14 protein-coding genes and 1 riboswitch are annotated in these 15,379 nt (G+C 58.0%); of the genes, 7 read left to right on the top strand and 7 right to left on the bottom strand.

All coding sequences use genetic code 11. The features are described from left to right. The first annotated feature begins 43 nt into the window (after positions 1-43). Positions 44-2,128: an EAL domain-containing response regulator gene (locus JQR86_RS16635; RefSeq protein WP_434153917.1), complete on the top strand. Its 2,085-nt coding sequence runs from the start codon at positions 44-46 to the stop codon at positions 2,126-2,128. Between the two features lie 51 nt (positions 2,129-2,179). Here the strand turns inward: JQR86_RS16635 and serB are convergent, their stop codons facing one another. After that, entirely contained in the window at positions 2,180-3,376 is a 1,197-nt protein-coding gene (serB, locus tag JQR86_RS16640; protein ID WP_407362795.1) for a phosphoserine phosphatase SerB, read from the bottom strand. 167 nt (positions 3,377-3,543) lie between these two features. Between serB and JQR86_RS16645 the strand changes: the two genes are divergently transcribed. The 3 genes from JQR86_RS16645 (at position 3,544) to JQR86_RS16655 (ending at position 7,562) form a co-directional block, all read left to right on the top strand. Further along, a complete protein-coding gene (locus JQR86_RS16645) occupies positions 3,544-5,106 on the top strand; it encodes a histidine kinase (protein ID WP_434153919.1) in 1,563 nt (520 codons plus the stop codon). Next, positions 5,036-6,799 carry a C13 family peptidase gene (locus JQR86_RS16650; protein ID WP_434153921.1) on the top strand — a complete coding sequence of 588 codons (1,764 nt, stop codon included), beginning with the start codon at positions 5,036-5,038 and terminating at the stop codon, positions 6,797-6,799. Before JQR86_RS16645 ends, JQR86_RS16650 begins: the two co-directional genes overlap by 71 nt. A 121-nt stretch (positions 6,800-6,920) precedes the next feature. After that, positions 6,921-7,562 carry an oxidoreductase gene (locus JQR86_RS16655; RefSeq protein ID WP_239382067.1) on the top strand — a complete coding sequence of 214 codons (642 nt, stop codon included), beginning with the start codon at positions 6,921-6,923 and terminating at the stop codon, positions 7,560-7,562. On the opposite strand, the gene JQR86_RS16660 is transcribed toward JQR86_RS16655, so the two are convergent. Then, positions 7,542-8,477, bottom strand: a complete 936-nt coding sequence (locus JQR86_RS16660; protein ID WP_010796900.1) for a LysR substrate-binding domain-containing protein — start codon at positions 8,475-8,477, stop codon at positions 7,542-7,544. The genes JQR86_RS16655 and JQR86_RS16660 overlap by 21 nt on opposite strands. A gap of 128 nt (positions 8,478-8,605) precedes the next feature. On the opposite strand from JQR86_RS16660, the gene JQR86_RS16665 reads away from it, so the two are divergent. Together JQR86_RS16665 and JQR86_RS16670 are read left to right on the top strand one after the other, a co-directional pair. Then, positions 8,606-9,982: an L-serine ammonia-lyase gene (locus JQR86_RS16665; RefSeq protein WP_150348114.1), complete on the top strand. Its 1,377-nt coding sequence runs from the start codon at positions 8,606-8,608 to the stop codon at positions 9,980-9,982. 63 nt (positions 9,983-10,045) lie between these two features. Then, positions 10,046-10,516 (top strand): YbaK/EbsC family protein, encoded by a 471-nt coding sequence (locus tag JQR86_RS16670; protein WP_404625242.1) that lies wholly within the window; start codon positions 10,046-10,048, stop codon positions 10,514-10,516. 21 nt (positions 10,517-10,537) lie between these two features. On the opposite strand, the gene ribB is transcribed toward JQR86_RS16670, so the two are convergent. The 5 genes from ribB to mpl form a co-directional block, all read right to left on the bottom strand. Beyond that, positions 10,538-11,197 (bottom strand): 3,4-dihydroxy-2-butanone-4-phosphate synthase, encoded by a 660-nt coding sequence (gene ribB, locus JQR86_RS16675; RefSeq protein ID WP_374940296.1) that lies wholly within the window; start codon positions 11,195-11,197, stop codon positions 10,538-10,540. 81 nt (positions 11,198-11,278) lie between these two features. After that, positions 11,279-11,422: riboswitch (FMN riboswitch) on the bottom strand. A 47-nt stretch (positions 11,423-11,469) separates the two neighbouring features. Beyond that, positions 11,470-11,754 (bottom strand): YceK/YidQ family lipoprotein, encoded by a 285-nt coding sequence (locus JQR86_RS16680; RefSeq protein WP_125887338.1) that lies wholly within the window; start codon positions 11,752-11,754, stop codon positions 11,470-11,472. Next, positions 11,747-12,376: a flavin prenyltransferase UbiX gene (gene ubiX / locus JQR86_RS16685; protein ID WP_074823373.1), complete on the bottom strand. Its 630-nt coding sequence runs from the start codon at positions 12,374-12,376 to the stop codon at positions 11,747-11,749. The genes JQR86_RS16680 and ubiX overlap by 8 nt, the downstream gene beginning before the upstream one ends. Before the next feature lie 9 nt (positions 12,377-12,385). Continuing rightward, complete coding sequence (locus tag JQR86_RS16690) at positions 12,386-13,024, bottom strand: LemA family protein (RefSeq protein ID WP_074823375.1); 639 nt, start codon at positions 13,022-13,024, stop codon at positions 12,386-12,388. A gap of 45 nt (positions 13,025-13,069) precedes the next feature. Then, on the bottom strand, positions 13,070-14,419 hold the full coding sequence (gene mpl / locus JQR86_RS16695) for a UDP-N-acetylmuramate:L-alanyl-gamma-D-glutamyl-meso-diaminopimelate ligase (RefSeq protein ID WP_407362792.1): 1,350 nt from the start codon (positions 14,417-14,419) through the stop codon (positions 13,070-13,072). A gap of 271 nt (positions 14,420-14,690) precedes the next feature. On the opposite strand from mpl, the gene JQR86_RS16700 reads away from it, so the two are divergent. Next, positions 14,691-15,347, top strand: a complete 657-nt coding sequence (locus JQR86_RS16700; RefSeq protein WP_407362791.1) for a DedA family protein — start codon at positions 14,691-14,693, stop codon at positions 15,345-15,347. Positions 15,348-15,379 lie beyond the last annotated feature (32 nt).

Below are 15,379 nucleotides of genomic sequence, written 5' to 3' on the forward strand. Positions count from 1 at the left end.
CGATTATTAACCGCTTTAACTGTCCGGGTTCATACGTAGACCTATGGCTATCGAAAAGAAGACCATCCGCCTGCTCATTGTTGAGGAGTCACAGAATGAAGCCGAGCGACTGGTAAGTCTGTTTCGAAATGCGGGCTGCGCAACCCGGGCACAGTGCGTCACAGAGCCGGACGAGCTGGCCGCTGCACTTCAGCAGAGTTGGGACCTGCTCATTGCAGCGCCCAACTGTGAAGAGCTTTCTCCTCACGAGGCGCTCAAGACCATCAAGCGCCAGGCCAAGGATATTCCGGTTATCCAGCTGGTCGACCCTGAAGAGCCCGACGCGATTACCCAGGCGTTACTGAATGGGGCTCAGGATGCCGTTCCGCTGGGTGAAGACGAACGACTCGTGCTCGTATCCCGGCGCGAGATTGGCAATCTGGAAGTGCGGCGTGCCTATCGCACCGCCGAACTAGCCCTGCATGAGGCAGAAAAGCGATGCCAATTGCTTTTGCAAAGCTCCGAAGATGCCATCGCCTATGTCCATGACGGGATGCATGTTCATGCCAATCCCATTTACCTGCAGCTCTTCGGCTATACGGATGTGGAAGAACTGGAAGGGATGCCGGTCATTGATCTGGTGGCAAGCGATGATCAGCAGGCGTTTCGCGATTTTCTCAAGCAGTATTCCAATGACCCCGAAGCCAACGGCACAGCCCGCTTTCTCTGCCAGGGCTTGCGCGCCGATGGCTCTACCTTCACGGCGGACATGAGCTTCTCTCCAGCCACCTACGAAGATGAGCCCTGCATTCAGGTTGTCATCCGTGACGGCAACCAGAACGATGCCGAGCTGGAAGAAAAGCTGCGAGAAGCTACCAGCGTAGACCCTGTCACCGGTCTGCTGAATCGCACCCGGCTTGTGGAGGCGCTGGAAGCGGAAATGGAGAAAGTGGTCCAGCACGGTCAGACAGCCAGCTTCGCCTACCTGCAGCTGGACCGGTACGCGGCCATCCTCGCTGAAATCGGCATTTCCGACATTGATGCGCTGCTGGCCGCCCTGGCCAACCAGCTGAAAGAGCACTTCGCACCGCCAGCACTGCTTGCACGGTTCAGCGACGATGCATTTGCCGTCCTGGTTCAGGGCGGCACTGCTGAGCAGCTTGAAAGCCGCCTGAAACCACTGCTCCGTCAAGCGGTGTCACAGCCCATTGAAATCAACAAGCGGGCCTTGCAACCTTCCTATTCCATTGGCTTGACGGCTCTTGATGAGCAGACCGTCAATGCGCACGAAATCATGGACCGCGCTCACCGCTGCGCCCTGACGATTGCCAAACAGGGCGGTAATGCCATCAAACGATACGACCCGGCAGAAGAACTGGCCGCAGCGGCCAGCCGAGGCAGCCTGATTGCCATTGTGCAACAGGCGCTGGAACAGAGCCGTTTCCGCCTGCTCTTCCAGCCACTCATCAGCCTGCGAGGTGACAGCCGCGAGCACTATGAAGTGCTGCTCCGCCTGAACAATACTCAGAACGAAGAAGTACCGCCGGCCGAGTTCTTCCGGGTAGCGGAAGAAAGCGGACTAAGTGCAAAGATAGACCGATGGGTAATCCATAACGCCATCAAGGTGTTGGTTGACCACCGTGCCCGTGGGCACGATACCTGCCTGTTCATTCACCTGTCCGCCGCCTCGCTACAGGACGCAAGACTCCTGCTCTGGCTGCAGGCGGCCTTGCAGGCCGCTCGCTTACCGTCTGAATCTCTGATTTTCCAAATTAGCGAGGCCAATGCTCTGGCTCACCTCAACCAGACCAAGATCATGGCCAACGGCCTGAAAAAGCTGGGGCATCGCGTCACTCTGGGTCAATTCGGCTGTGCATTGGCGCCGTTCAATATTCTCAAGCAGGTTCCAATCGATTTCCTCAAGGTAGACGGCTCGTTTGTCCGCGACCTAGGCAACCCGGAAAACCAGGAAACGCTGAAAAACCTCATTAGCGGCATTCAGGAACACAAAAAGCTGTGCATCGTGCCGTTCGTTGAAAACGCCACGATCCTCGCAACGCTCTGGCAGTCCGGTGTGAATTACATCCAGGGTTACTACCTGCAGGAACCCAGCCAGGCAATGAACTATGAATTCGTCGCGGACGAATAAGCGACAGACATGAAAAAGCCGGCAATAGCCGGCTTTTCTTTCAGAGCCTGATCAAAGCACGTGGTCTCGGTCTCTGACACCCAGCAGATACAGCACGCCATCCAAACCCAGTGTTGTAATTGACTGGCGCGCCGACTGACGCACAAGCGGCTTGGCGCGAAAGGCAACGCCCAACCCGGCCAGACCCAGCATAGGCAAGTCGTTTGCCCCATCCCCTACGGCAATGGTCTGTTCAAGGCTCAGCCCTTCCTTCATGGCCAGTTCACGCAGCAGATCGGCCTTGCGCTGCGCGTCCACAATGGGCTCTACCGCCACACCGGTCACCTTGCCGTCCACTGTTTCCAACTCGTTGGCATAGACATAATCGATGCCCAGCCGAGCCTGAATCTGGCGGGCAAAGTAAGTAAAACCGCCGGACAGGATAGCGGTCTTGTATCCCAATCGCTTGAGCTCGGAAAACAGTCGCTCAGCGCCTTCGGTCAGGCGCAGCCCTGCACCGATGTCTTCGAGTACCGTTTCAGGCAGGCCGTTGAGCAGGGCGAGTCGCTCCTTGAAACTGGCCCTGAAATCGAGCTCACCGCGCATGGCTCGCTCGGTGATGGCGGCAACCCGCTCTCCGATACCAGCGGCCTTGGCCAGCTCATCAATGACTTCCGCCTGGATCAATGTTGAATCCATGTCGAATACGGCCAGTCGCCGATGGCGGCGGAACAGCGTGTCAGCCTGAAATCCGATATCCATCTCAAGGTTCTGGGTCGCGGTGAAGAAGGCAGCCTTGAGCCCCTCCAGATCCTGCGGTTCACCCGCCAGCGTGAATTCCAGCGCAGCACGCTCCCTGGCTTCAGGTGCCGACAGCCGCTCGATACGCTCAATAGTCATACCGTGGGACTCGACAAGTTCGCTCACATGTTGAACCTGTTGGGCGTCCAGCTGGCGTCCCATGAGCGTCAGGATATGGCGAGGAGCCAACTCGTTGGTCTGCCACGCGGCATAAGCCTCTGCATCCAGAGCAGCCAGGTGCACTCTGGCCCCCACGGCCGCAGCGCGTAGTTCGAGCGCTTCACCCAAGGCAGCGGCATCAGCGCCTTCGGGCAACTTGATGAGCAACGCAAGTGTTACGGCCCCCTGCACACGACTCTGACGAATATCCAGCAACGCTGCGCCTGACTCGGCCACTACGCTCGTCAATGCAGCACTCAAGCCGGGTCCGGCATACCCGGTGCTGGTAATGAGAAGAATGTCTCGCAAGGCGCAGCCTCCACCAAGGGGTCAAAAACACGATTCTACCTGTTTCCGAAAACGGTGCAGAACCACCCATACGCAGACGAGTGGTTGACGGACTCGGTTAGTACGCTTTAACGACCTCTGGTCGCTGGTTATACTTCGCCCCACATTTTTGCCCAAAGAATTCACCAGTGACCCGGCACGCGACCGTCAAGCCCGACAATTTCTTCGTTCTGCTGTTTCGTGCAATGCGCCAGCGCCGTGTTCCTATCGCGCTCCGCATTGTTTCCCATAGCCTTATTCTCGTCATCGCCGCCCTGGTGATCTATGCCGTTGTCGTGGCCTTGCAGTTCCGGCATGCCATGCAGCAGCAGGCCGATGCCGTAGGTCAGACGCTGGTTACCCAGACGGCCGCCTCAGCGACGGAGCTGCTGGTATCCAACGATACGCTGAGCCTCAACGTGCTCTTGGGTAATCTGGCGCGTAATCCGCTGGTTGCCCACGCGGCAGTGTTCAGCCCGGATAATCGTGTACTGGCCGAAGCAGGCACCCGCCCGACGCGCAATCTTCTGGGCGAGGCGGAAGGCATCTACTCCACGTCGATCAAGTTTCAAGACGTGACCACTGGCCAGCTGCGTATCAGTCTGGACATGAATCAGTTCCAGCAACCCATGGTGATCAGCCTGCAAAACATGGGATTGTTGGCGCTTATCCTGTTAATGCTGACTCTGATTCTCAGCCTTCGCCTGGGCCGCAACATTTCCACGCCCCTGCTGGAGCTGCGCGTCTGGCTGCGTGACCCGGATGATCCGGCTCCCAGCGTTGGTCGTCAGGATGAAATTGGTGACTTGGCACGTCAGCTCCAGGCGCGGTTGGTCCCGGAAAAACCCAAACCGGCACCGGTTAAACCGTCCAAGAAAGCCAAGGCAGCAGCTCCGGTAGAAGGCGACGAGGACAACCCGTTCCTCGATGAAAGCGCCGGTATCAAGGTTCGCTCCACCTCACCACGCAAGGCTGCCGCAGCCGCTAAGAAACCGGCCAAAGCACCGGTGACTACCGAAGACGGTGACGACGAGTTCGACGAAGACGCCTTTGCCGATGTCATGCCGGACGAGGCAGAAAACGAAGTTGTAGAGACAGCGGCAGCCGCCGAGCCCGTTACACCGGCCATGGCGTCAGAACCCGACATCGTTTCCAGCGCGGTACTGGCGATCCAGCTCGGGTCTCAAGAGCAGTTACGCAAGCTGCCCCGCACGCGCCTGGTCAGTCTTCTGGAGCGTTACAGGGATTGCCTGGAGCAGGCCACCTCGCTGTACAAGGGTGAACTGCATAGCCTCATCGATGGCGGCAGCCTGATCCTTTTCCACGAAACCCAGGGCGAAGATGACTATCTGACTCATGCCTTGTGCTGCGGTGAAATCATGCGAGCGCTAGGCCATGCCCTTCAGGTCGAAGTAGCCGACAGCGGGATCACGCTGCAGCTGCAGCTGGGTCTGACGCAGGGCGAACGTCTGGTGAACCTGAAGCTGCCCGAGCTGCTCAATAACGATACGGTCCGGAACGCTATCGCACTCAGTCGGCACAGTCGCAACCTGCTCCTGGTCGAGCGCAGCATCGCCGATGATGAACTGCTGCGCCAGCGTGCCCGAATCCGCTCTATTGCGAGTCCAGAAGGTGCCAGCTGTGTCGAACGCCTGCTTGAACCCTATTCGTCTACCCTTGAACGCCATCTGGTTCGTCTCGAATCCCGTTAAAGCCGGCACACGCCGGCTGGCGGCCCGCATCCATCAGGGCCGTTCCCTCTGGATGGTAAGGTCGCCCTATCGGGCGACCCGGGCGCTTCTTCCCCTGGGGCTCGCCATGAGTCTCGTAATTCTTCCCGCCCCTTTCGCCCAGGCAGCCGAGATCCGTCTGCCGGATGGCTCGGTCTACCACGGCGATGTAGAGCGCGGACGCCTGCAAGGTGAGGGGCGCCTCGATTGGGCCAATGGCAACTGGCTGCGGGCCTCGTTCAGAGACGGCCTGGCCGAAGGCCTGGGCGAGCAGTTTTTTGTGGATGGCACCCGTTATCGAGGCCGTTTTCACCATGGCCTCTATGAGGGCCAGGGGCAGCTGACCTCCCCCAGCGGACGTTACGAAGGCTCCTTCCACCGGGGGATGTACCATGGCAGAGGAGTCTTGGAGTCCAATGACGGCTGGCGTTACGAAGGTGATTTCTTCGAGGGCCGCATGCAGGGCCGCGGCGCGCGGACTGAAAGCGACGGCAGTCAATATAACGGCATTTTCACGGATGGCCGCCTGAACGGCAGAGGTCAATGGGTCGATCAGGAAGGCAATCTGTACGAAGGCAACTTTGTTGACAGTGCTTTCTCCGGCCAGGGTCGCTATCAAAGCGTAGATGGTAATGTCTGGGAAGGGTCCTTCCAGAAAGGGGAAATGACCGGCCAAGGCAAGTACCATGGCAGCGATGGCAGCCGTTACAGCGGCAGCTTCAAAAGCTGGCAGTACCATGGGCTGGGGCAATACACCGAGGCAGACGGCAGCGTGTATATCGGTGACTTCCTGAACGGCCAGTTCGATGGCAATGGCACCTACACCCATGCCGATGGGCGCCGCGAAAGCGGGCTCTGGAGCGAAGGCCAGTTCATCCGCAGCGATGACGGTGTTTACCAACCTGACCCCATGGAAGTTGCGCTACTGGAACAAGGCGAGCGCCTGGGTCAGGAACTCAATAACGTCCGTCCCTCTACGGCCAGTACCGAGCTTTACGGTATTACTCTAGCAGGCGATGGCGATCAGCGCGTGTTTCAACGTGAAGCCGATTATGTCGCCAAGCTGATGGTCAATCGTTTTAATGCCCGTAGCGTGGTTCGCCTGATCAATCAGCGTGATCTTAAAAGCGTAACCCCACTGGCAACGCGGGAAAATCTTCATCGCGCCATTGCCACCCTGGCCGAGCGCTCAGGGCCTGAGGATTTGATCTTTGTCTACCTCACCAGCCATGGCTCCTCCGACCATCGTTTATCCTTGAGCGAGCCGGGTCTGCAACTGGCCAGCTTGCCGGCCATTGAATTTGCGTCCCTGCTTGAGCCGCTGAAGAACCGCGACAAGATCGTTGTCGTTTCAGCCTGCTACAGCGGCGGCTTCCTTCCCCCGTTGCAAGATGACCATACCATGGTCATTACCGCCTCACGTGCGGACCGGACGTCTTTTGGCTGCACGGACGAAGCGGACTTCACTTATTTTGGGAAGGCCTTGTTTGCAGAAGCCTTCCAGGCAACAGACGATCCCGAGCAGGCATTTTCGATCGCCAGCAAGCGTGTCGCCGAGCGCGAGGCGGCACAAGGGTTCGAGCCATCGGAGCCGCAGATCTGGGCGCCGCCTGCTGTTCTGAAAAAATGGCAGGCCTATCGCGCTGGATCAACCAGCCACGTTGCAGAGCAATGAGCCTTTCGCCCTTAAATGTTGTCCGATGGGATAAGGGCGGGCATTACAACGAAGCGGACCGGGCAGAAGCGCGGGCCGCCTACCTGCTCCGCCAGTCATGCTCATCGAAAGGAGCTTTGCGATGCACCTGACTCCGCAACATGTCCTGATTACAGGCGCCACGGGGCTTACCGGCGAACACTTACTGGATCGCCTGCTGAATGAGCCAACCATTCAACGTGTCCTGGCGCCTACCCGCCGACCACTTCCTGCTCATCCACGCCTGGAAAACCCGGTCGGCGAATTGCTGGATATGCTGCCTCAGCTCACCGGCCCGCTGGATACGGCCTTTTGCTGCCTGGGCACCACGATCAAGAAAGCCGGCTCACAGGAAGCCTTTCGCGCCATTGATTATGACCTGCCCATCGCTGTCGGACGTCGCGCACGCGAACTGGGTGCCAGACACTTCGTGGTTATCAGTGCCATTGGTGCCGACGCTTCCTCCTCGATCTTTTACAACCGGGTAAAAGGTGAGCTTGAAGAGGCACTACAGGATCAAGGCTGGCCGCAGATCACCTTTGCACGCCCCTCGCTGTTGCTCGGCCCCCGTAACGAGCAGCGGTTGGGCGAGCAGATTGCCGCCCCGCTCTCCCAGCTGCTGCCTGGCAAGTGGCATGGCATTGAGGTCTGCGTGTTGGCACGAGCACTCTGGCGACTCGCGTTGGAGGAAGGCGACGGTGTTCGTTTTGTCGAGTCGGACGAGCTACGCCGGCTGGGGCGTTGACGCACTGGCCAGGGCCTCCTCAACCAGCCAGTCATGCAGTGAGCGTACACGTGGATCAGCGAGAGCACCTTGCGCATAAAGCAGGACATAACGCTTGCGCGCCGGTACGGATACCCCGAAGGGAATAACCAACGCACCCCGCTCCAGCTCGTTAGTGATCAAATGGCGCCGCGCGATAGCAACCCCCATGCCGGCAATGGCCGCCTCAATAGTCAGGTGATTGCGATTGAACGTATGACCTCGCCTGACATCCAGTGCAGGGGCGCCAATGGACGCCAGGTAAAACTCCCACTCGGCATACTCATAACTGCCGCGCCAGGCGGTGATGTCATGCAGCAATGGGTAATGATCCAGCGCCTCGGGACGATCAAGTGGCGGGCGCCCCTCCAACAGCGAAGGAGCACACACCGGAAATATCTGCTCGTCCAGCAACGACGTGGATGCAAGACCAGGATAACTACCGTCATTAAGATCAATGGCAAGATCAAACTCGCCCTCGCGCAGTGACCATGAGCTGTCTTCGGCAACGACCCGAAGCTGGATATCTGGAAATCGGGCCTGCAGCTTGGGCAGACGCGGCATGACCCATTTGCCGAGAAAGGAAGGAATCGAGCGTAGCCGGAGTACGCCGCCAAACTGACCGGCATTCAGCCGCCGCAGCTCCGCATCCACAAGCCCGGAAGCCTGATTGACCGTTGAGGCCAGCCGTTGCCCCTCCGCCGTCAGCTCCAGCCCTCGGGCCATTCGGTGAAACAGCTTGAACCCCAACCGCTCTTCCAGCTGTCGCATCTGCTGGCTAATGGCGCCTGGCGTTACATGCAACTCCTCGGCACAGCGGGTAAAGGACAGGTGGCGTGCCGCACAGGCAAATACTTGAAGCCAGGCTTGCGTTTGCGCGTTCAGGATCCGACTCATGGGTTTAGCTCTACTAAAGGGTCGCTTAGAACGTATCGATTGTGCAGGGAGGCCGCTTTTCCCATGATGATCCTCAGACTGTTACGTACGTTACGGTCACCATTGAACCTCATATCCAGGACTTCAGCATGGCCATCAGCGTATTCGACCTGTTTAAAATCGGCGTGGGTCCTTCCAGCTCTCACACGGTAGGCCCCATGCGAGCCGGTGCATTATTCGTCTCCACCTTACGTGAGCAACAATGCCTGGAGCAGACTCGCCGGGTAGAAGTACGCCTGTATGGCTCCCTGTCCGCAACAGGTGTCGGGCACGGGACTGACCGTGCAACGTTGATGGGGTTGATGGGAGAGTGGCCAGACCGGGTTGATCCCGACCGGATCGAGCCCTGCATCCAGACGCTCAAGCTTGAAAACACGCTTATGCTCGGGGGTAGCCATCCTATCGAGTTCGTCTGGACCCGGGACCTGCATCTGCTTGATGAGAACCTGCCTTACCATCCCAATGCAATGACCATCACCGCATTTGGCGAGACTGGAGAGCTGTTCGAGGAAACTTACTATTCCGTGGGCGGCGGTTTTGTTATCGACAGCCAACAGGCGGCCAGCGGTCAGCGTGATCAGGATACCACTACCCTGCCCTATGACTTCTCCAGCGCAGCAGAACTGCTACGCCTGTGCCGCGAGCATGGGTTGTCCATTTCCGCCCTCATGCTCGCCAATGAAAAAGCCTGGCGCAGCGAGGCTGATATTCGCGCAAACCTTTTACACATCTGGCAGACCATGCGCGAATGTATCCGGAATGGGCTGGCTCACGAAGGTGTACTGCCGGGCGGCCTTAAAGTCCCACGTCGCGCTGCTCGCCTGCACCGTAGCCTGCGGGCGATGACCAACCCGAGCGTTATCAGCTCGACGCTTTCAGCCATGGAGTGGGTCAACCTGTTCGCCTTGGCGGTCAACGAGGAAAATGCCGCGGGAGGCCGCATGGTAACGGCGCCTACCAATGGCGCAGCAGGCATCATTCCTGCGGTACTGATGTACTACATGAAATTCAACCCGGATGCGAACGATGAAGATGTCGTGCGCTATCTGCTGGCTGCGGCCGCAGTAGGCATCTTGTGTAAAAAGAATGCCTCGATCTCAGGCGCCGAGGTGGGGTGTCAGGGCGAAGTGGGCTCGGCCTGTGCCATGGCGGCTGCCGGGCTGGCCGAGCTGCTGGGCGCAACGCCAGAACAGGTGGAAAATGCTGCGGAAATCGGCCTCGAGCATAACCTAGGCCTGACATGCGACCCGGTGGGAGGACTGGTTCAGGTGCCCTGTATCGAGCGCAATGCCATTGCCGCCGTGAAAGCTATCAATGCCGCCCAGATGGCGCTACGCGGTGACGGAGAACATTTCATCTCGCTGGATCGAGTCATTCGTACCATGCGTGATACCGGTGCCGACATGCAGGACAAATACAAGGAAACCTCTCGGGGCGGGCTCGCTGTCAGCATGGTTGAATGCTGATCAAGGGTTGACGCACGCGCCCGGCTTTTCAAGAATCCAGGCTCTACCGAATGGGAGCCCCTCATGAGCCTGGATTCAGTCCGCGACTTTTTCACGACCTACGCCCCGGATATTCACATCATTGAGCTTGAAACCAGCACCGCAACCGTTGCCTTGGCGGCCGAGGCACATGGCGTCGAACCGGGGCGAATTGCCAAAACGCTTGGACTGAAGATTGGTGAGCGTGAGGTGCTGCTCGTGGCACGAGGCGATGCACGATTGGACAATAAAAAGCTCAAGGCTACGTTTGGCGGCAAAGCCAAGATGCTGGATGGCGAGCGCGTGCAGCTGCTGACCAGCCATCCGGTAGGCGGCGTTTGCCCATTCGGACTGGCAACGCCCATGCCGGTATATTGCGATTGCTCGCTCAAAGCTTTTGATGAGGTCCTGCCGGCAGCTGGCGCAATCCACAGCGCCGTGCGCATTACCCCGCAACGGCTGGCCGAACTGGTCGAGGCCCAATGGGTGGATGTCTGCCAGGAACCGACCGAGTAGCTGGCAGACGTTGGCGTTACATCAGACGACGCTGACCGACTGGGATGCCAATAGTGCTTCCTCCTCACGGTAACGCACGATTTCCTCAATGGTCAGTACCGGTATCCCGTGCTGCTGCGCGTAGTGCTCGACATCAGTACCACGCGCCATGCTGCCATCAGGGTTCATCAGCTCGCACAATACAGCCGCCGGACGTAGCCCTGCCAGCATGGCCAGCTCCACCGAGCCCTCGGTATGACCGCGCCGAGTCAGCACCCCACCTTCACGCGCGCGTAAGGGAAAGATATGCCCGGGGCTGACGATTCGGCTCCGACCTTCGCAGGAGTCCAGCGCGGCCCGAATAGTGATCATCCGATCAGCAGCCGAAACACCGGTAGTCACACCTTCCGCCGCCTCGATAGAAACTGTAAACCCTGTTCCATGACGTGCCTGGTTATTCTTGACCATGGGTGGCAGGTCCAGGCACCGCACACTGGCATCATCCAGGCACAGGCAGACAATACCGCTGCCATCCCGGATCATCTTTACCATCGTGCTCAAGGTGAGGTTTTCGGCAGCGGCTACCAGATCAGCTTCGTTTTCGCGGTCGGCATCATCCAGCAAAAGCACTGGGCGCCCCTCGCGGTAGGCTGCTACAGCAGCATGCAGGCGGGAATGGCGTTGTGGGTCGAGCATAGGCATGAAACGTCCTCGTTGGAGTGAGTGAACGTTTCAGGGCAAAAAGCGCAGACGCTACTTATGCCAGGCGGCATAGGCAGACAAACGCATCTTCTTTCATCCGGACTATGACCGTCGGCCCTGGAATCACACCAGGTCTGCTGACCTCCGACGTATCGGAGCGCTCGCGGGCTTGCCACCATGTGGTTTACCGCCGGTGGGGAATCTCACCCCGCCCTGAAGACCCGACCGACTATAACGAAGTGAAGCCGCCTTCGCCAATGCCTGCGGATAGCTCAACTGCCTCCGCGAACGTTCAGCCCGATACCCAACACCTTTGCCAGGGCAAGGGGGAATAACACCGTGTCCACCAGCAGACTGCCCGGCAGATCGAACCCGGGATAGGCGGGAGCCTCTACGCCAAAGCGCTCCGTTGGACAGCAGCCCCCTTGAATGGCATACCAGTCCAGCCGGGTTCCCGAGTAAACGATCGGAGCGCCCGACTTACCCGCATTAAGCGTGCTGACGCTGGCGCAGCCACTCAGTACAAGCACCAGGCACGCACAGAGAAACCTACTCATCGCTCACCAGATGATGCTCGCCCCACCGGGGCAGCATGTCTTGGGGAATACTCAACGTATTAAGGATCCGGGCCACGACAAAGTCGATCAGATCATCCACCGTTTGCGGCTGGTGATAGAAACCTGGCGCAGCCGGAAGAATCGTCGCGCCCAGGTTGGACAGCTTGAGCATGTTTTCCAGATGAATACTGGAGAATGGTGATTCTCTGGGTACTAGAACCAAGGTGCGCCGCTCCTTGATGGCCACATCGGCCGCACGCTCAATCAAATTATTGCAGGCACCCGTAGCAATAGCCGACAGTGTGCCGGTCGAACAAGGGCAAACCACCATGGCGGCAGGTGCACTGGAACCTGACGCCGGGGGCGCCATCCAGTCGCTCTGACCAAATACCCGGATCTGCCCAGGCGCGGCACCAGTGTATTCTGTCAAAAACGCCTGCATGGCCTGAGGTTTAGCCGGTAGCGCCACATCGGTCTCAGTGGCCATGACCAGCTGTGCAGCCTTGGAGATCAGGAAGTGAACCTCACGCTCCTCCTGCACCAGACAGTCAAGCAGCCGTAATCCGTATTGAGCACCAGAAGCGCCGGTCATTGCCAAAGTAATGCGTTCAGGGCCAGCCATCATGTCTCCTTACTCCGGATTACTGGGGGTAGAAGATGTATCGCGCTTGTCCTCAAGCTTGCTGGCTAGTTTAGTTTTAGCTGTCGCAACTGAGCGGACTACAGCATCACTTCCTTTATTTAAAGCTAACCGTAGGGCCTCAGAGTCATCCCGTGCAAATAACTTGATATTGTTTAACGCTTCTGGGTCTTCGCTATCAAAGTAAGGCACCGTGTCGAAATTCAGTTTGTTGGCAATCAACACAGTAGGAAAGCTGTTGCGCTTGACGTTATAGCCTTTGACCTGCTCGTTATAGAACTCGCGCCTCTCGAAGATTGTCTGCTCCAGCCGCTCTAGCTGCTCCATTAGCGTCTGGTAGGTTTCATTGGCACGCAATTGCGGATAATTCTGCGCCAACGCAGATACCCGCTCCATCGCGCCCTCAATATTGTTTGAAAGGGTAACGTGGGTTAGCTTTTCGTGCTCGCCATACCCAGAGGCTATATCGATCACCTGATTAGCCAAGTCGACCCGCTTGCGCATCGAAGCCTGCAAGTTTGAGGAGGCTTCGCGAATCGCCTGCATTGCCGCTTGCAGGCTGTTGTATTGCGAGACGACCCAAACTGCTAGCGCCACGACTAGGGCTAACAGAATCAACAAATACTCCATGATTTCACTCCATTGAAGACAAAAGGCAGCAGCGTAATGCAAAGCTTAACGCAATGCTTCAGCTAATTTTTTATGTAAGCCACCAAACCCGCCGTTACTCATGATGACTACATGGGTCCTGCCTTTCGCCGCCTCTTTAACGCGCGCGATAATGGCCTCAAGCGAGTCGCAAACAACCGCCGGGACAGGGCAATTCGCTGCTGTCTCGGCCAGATCCCACCCCAGGTTCGGCGGCGCATACCAGATAACAGAGTCGGCCTGTCGAACACTGTCCGGCAGGCCGTCACGGTGGGCGCCCAACTTCATCGAGTTGGACCGTGGCTCGATGACTGCAATGATGGATTCCTCTCCTACACGTGCCCGCAATCCCTGAAGCGTAGTGGCAATGGCCGTGGGATGATGGGCGAAGTCATCATAGATCGTGACGCCGTTAATTTCGGCAACCGTTTCCATTCGGCGCTTGACGCTCTTGAATGCATTCAACGCCTCGATCCCTTGAGGCGGCACGACGCCTACATGCCGCGCGGCGGCCAAGGTGGCCAGAGCATTGGCTACGTTATGCTGGCCGGTCAGACTCCACTCAACCGTTCCCTGTGTCCTCCCATCGAAGATTACCTCAAACCGCGAGCCGTCCTCATGGAGCAAGCGGGCCTGCCACTGCCCGCTCTCTCCTGTCGTCTGAACCGGCGTCCAGCACCCCATCGTCAGGACATGAGCCAGCGCTTTTTCAGCAGTTGGATGAATGATGAGTCCTTCACTTGGAATCGTACGCACCAGATGATGAAACTGCCGCTCGATCGCTGCCAGATCAGGAAAGATATCGGCATGATCGAACTCGAGGTTATTCAGGATAGCGGTGCGCGGTCGATAATGGACGAACTTGGAGCGCTTATCGAAAAAGGCGCTATCGTACTCGTCAGCCTCTACGATAAAGAAAGGCGTTCCGCCCAGCCGGGCGGATATCCCAAAATTTTGGGGTACACCGCCAATCAAGAAGCCCGGGCTCATGCCTGCATGCTCCAGCACCCAGGCTAGCATGCTCGTGGTGGTGGTCTTGCCGTGGGTACCCGCTACAGCCAGAACCCAGCGTCCCTGCAATACATGATCTGCCAGCCATTGCGGTCCGGATACATAGGGCAACCCCTTGTTCAGGACATGCTCCACAGCCGGATTACCCCGGGAGAGTGCGTTGCCGATCACGACCAGATCCGGCGCCGGTTCAAGGTGGGCAGGCTCGTATCCCTGCATCAGCTCGATACCCTGTGCCTCCAGCTGCGTACTCATGGGCGGATAGACATTGGCATCGGAACCGGTCACTCGATGACCCAACTCCTTGGCCAGCACGGCCAGAGAGCCCATGAACGTCCCGCAGATGCCGAGAATGTGGATATGCATGAATAACCCCTGACAAGCGAGGCCCTGGCAGCCCCATTGAAAACGAGCCGAAGGTTAGCACAGCGCCGTCAGGACTCTATGGGTTCATCCGCCTCGTGAATCACGAAATTCCATCTGATCCCAGCCGAGCTCCAGCCTTGAAAGAGAGGAAAGCAGATATCCGTGCGGTAGATCGCAAATCCCAACCTACCGTTTACCCTAATGGCTACTCGCGACCTAGAGCCTTCGCCCTATAATGGAGCTTCGACCCGCTGCCATAGATAGGCTGTACATGGACTTTAACCCGATCGATCTGATCCTCCACCTCGACGTTTACCTGGAAATGCTGGTCAGCAACTATGGGTCATGGATCTATTTCATCCTGTTCCTGGTCATTTTTTGCGAAACGGGCTTAGTAGTCATGCCCTTCCTGCCCGGTGACTCATTGCTGTTCATTGCTGGTGCCATTTGCGCCACAGGCGGCATGGACCCCTGGCTTCTGGGTAGTCTTCTTGCCTTTGCGGCCGTTGCCGGTGACAGTACAAACTATGTCATTGGCCGAACCCTGGGTGAAAAGCTTTTCTCGCGACCAAACTCCAAGATATTCCGTCGTGACTATCTGGAGCGCACCCAGGCGTTCTATGCCCTGCATGGCGGCAAGACCATTACCCTGGCGCGATTCCTGCCCATCATCCGAACGTTCGCGCCATTCGTGGCGGGCATCGGTCGTATGCACTATCTCCGTTTTCTGGGCTTCAGCGTCCTGGGCACGTTCCTCTGGGTAGGCGGTCTGGTTACCCTGGGTTACTTCTTTGGCAATGTGCCGTTCATCAAGCAGCACCTGTCCATGCTGGTTATCGCCATCATTGCCATCTCGCTGCTGCCCATGATCATCAGCATGGTCAGCCGTCGTCTGCGTCCGAGCCCCAGCCGCAGCGAAATCGGCTAACGCATGTGGTCCCTGCGCGCCTGACGGGATCG

Source organism: Pseudomonas sp. JZ134 (assembly GCF_051027695.1).
Classification (GTDB): Bacteria; Pseudomonadota; Gammaproteobacteria; order Pseudomonadales; family Pseudomonadaceae; genus Chryseomonas; species Chryseomonas luteola.

Excerpts from the sequence above, each read along its gene's own strand:
- JQR86_RS16635 (WP_434153917.1), top strand. The coding sequence starts at position 44 with ATGGCTATCGAAAAGAAGACCATCCGCCTGCTCATTGTTGAGGAGTCA.
- JQR86_RS16655 (WP_239382067.1), top strand. The coding sequence starts at position 6,921 with ATGCACCTGACTCCGCAACATGTCCTGATTACAGGCGCCACGGGGCTT.
- JQR86_RS16660 (WP_010796900.1), bottom strand. The coding sequence starts at position 8,477 with ATGAGTCGGATCCTGAACGCGCAAACGCAAGCCTGGCTTCAAGTATTT.
- JQR86_RS16665 (WP_150348114.1), top strand. The coding sequence starts at position 8,606 with ATGGCCATCAGCGTATTCGACCTGTTTAAAATCGGCGTGGGTCCTTCC.
- JQR86_RS16670 (WP_404625242.1), top strand. The coding sequence starts at position 10,046 with ATGAGCCTGGATTCAGTCCGCGACTTTTTCACGACCTACGCCCCGGAT.
- ribB (WP_374940296.1), bottom strand. The coding sequence starts at position 11,197 with ATGCCTATGCTCGACCCACAACGCCATTCCCGCCTGCATGCTGCTGTA.
- JQR86_RS16680 (WP_125887338.1), bottom strand. The coding sequence starts at position 11,754 with ATGAGTAGGTTTCTCTGTGCGTGCCTGGTGCTTGTACTGAGTGGCTGC.
- ubiX (WP_074823373.1), bottom strand. The coding sequence starts at position 12,376 with ATGGCTGGCCCTGAACGCATTACTTTGGCAATGACCGGCGCTTCTGGT.
- JQR86_RS16690 (WP_074823375.1), bottom strand. The coding sequence starts at position 13,024 with ATGGAGTATTTGTTGATTCTGTTAGCCCTAGTCGTGGCGCTAGCAGTT.
- mpl (WP_407362792.1), bottom strand. The coding sequence starts at position 14,419 with ATGCATATCCACATTCTCGGCATCTGCGGGACGTTCATGGGCTCTCTG.
- JQR86_RS16700 (WP_407362791.1), top strand. The coding sequence starts at position 14,691 with ATGGACTTTAACCCGATCGATCTGATCCTCCACCTCGACGTTTACCTG.